We start from the raw sequence: 1,226 nt of genomic DNA on the forward strand, positions 1-1,226 counted from the left end.
CCGGTATCGAGGCCCCATTGGCGGCGGGACGGCGCCAGGGCGACTGGGAGCAGGGCCGCTATCGCTGGACGCTGGAGGTGACGCCTTACCTGGAGCCGCGCCAGACCGCGCCGGACGCGGCGCTGTGGCAGCTGGATCTGCAGGTGCGCTGGGGCCAGGCACCGACCGAGCAGTTGCGCTGGCGCACGTTGCGACTGCGCAGCCCGGCGATTGCCGAGGGGGTGCCATGAGATCACGGTCACGTGCGATGGGCGGCTTCACCCTGATCGAAATCCTGCTGGCCACGGTGTTGCTTGCCGCCGGCATGGCGCTGGCGTTCGCCGCGGTGCGCTCGACACTGGCGGTCAGTACCCGCGGTGAGACCATCGCCAGCGGCAACGAACGGATGCGCGCGGTCGATGGCTTCCTGCGCCGGCGCTTGAGCGCGGCGATGCCGCTGGCGATCGGCGCCGTCGATCCTGAAACCGGCACCGCACCGGTGTTCATCGGCGATGCGCGGCATCTGCAGTTTGTCGCCGAGGTGCCGGATTATCTCGGCCGCGGGGCCCTACCTGCATGAGCTGGAGGTTCAGGACGACGGACAGGCGTTGCGGCTGACGGTCTCGCTGACCCTGCTGCAGGCCGGCACGCGCATTGAAGAGCAACCGGTACGTGGCGCCGAGCTGCTGGTCGATGGATTGAAGGCGGTACGGTTGCGCTACCGCGGTCGTGATCCGCGGACCGGTGCGCTGATGGACTGGCAGGAGCAGTGGGCAACGCCGGCGCGGCTGCCGGTGCTGGTATCCATCGAGATCATTCCGCAGCAGGGACCTGCCTGGCCGCCGCTGCTGGTGGCCCCGCCGCAGTACGGCCGTGCCGGGGGATGGCGATGAGGTCGCGTGGCGCCGCACTGGTGCTGGTGTTGTGGGTGGTGGCGTTGCTGGCCGCGACCATCGGCACGTTCGCGCTCACCGCCAAGGTGGAATACCTGCAGGGCCGGGTGCTTGCGCAGATGGCCGCCGGTCAGCAGACCGCGCGCGCCGGTCTGGAATATGCGCTCTCGCGCCTGCGGCCCGATCCGCTGCGGCCGGCGTGGCAGGCCGATGGGCGTCCCTATCGCTGGCAGTTTGATGGCCGCACCGTGGAGCTGCGGATCGTGGCTGAAACCGGCAAGGTCGATCTGAACCTGGCCGAGCGGCCGTTGCTGGAAGGGCTGCTGCGCGCGCTGGCGGTGGAGCCGGCGCGGG

General features: G+C 70.3%; 3 pseudogenes. All 3 read left to right on the forward strand.

Features of this window, described 5'->3' with window-relative positions:
* Positions 1–230, forward strand: a pseudogene (locus tag JCM9942_RS16310) (type II secretion system protein XpsI); the annotation flags it as partial.
* Positions 227–872, forward strand: a pseudogene (locus JCM9942_RS16315) (type II secretion system protein J). The pseudogenes JCM9942_RS16310 and JCM9942_RS16315, both read left to right, overlap by 4 nt.
* Positions 863–1,226: pseudogene (locus JCM9942_RS16320) on the forward strand (type II secretion system minor pseudopilin GspK); the annotation flags it as partial. The pseudogenes JCM9942_RS16315 and JCM9942_RS16320, both read left to right, overlap by 10 nt.

It is taken from the genome of Stenotrophomonas pictorum JCM 9942, assembly GCF_001310775.1.
In the GTDB taxonomy this organism is placed as follows: Bacteria; Pseudomonadota; Gammaproteobacteria; order Xanthomonadales; family Xanthomonadaceae; genus Stenotrophomonas; species Stenotrophomonas pictorum.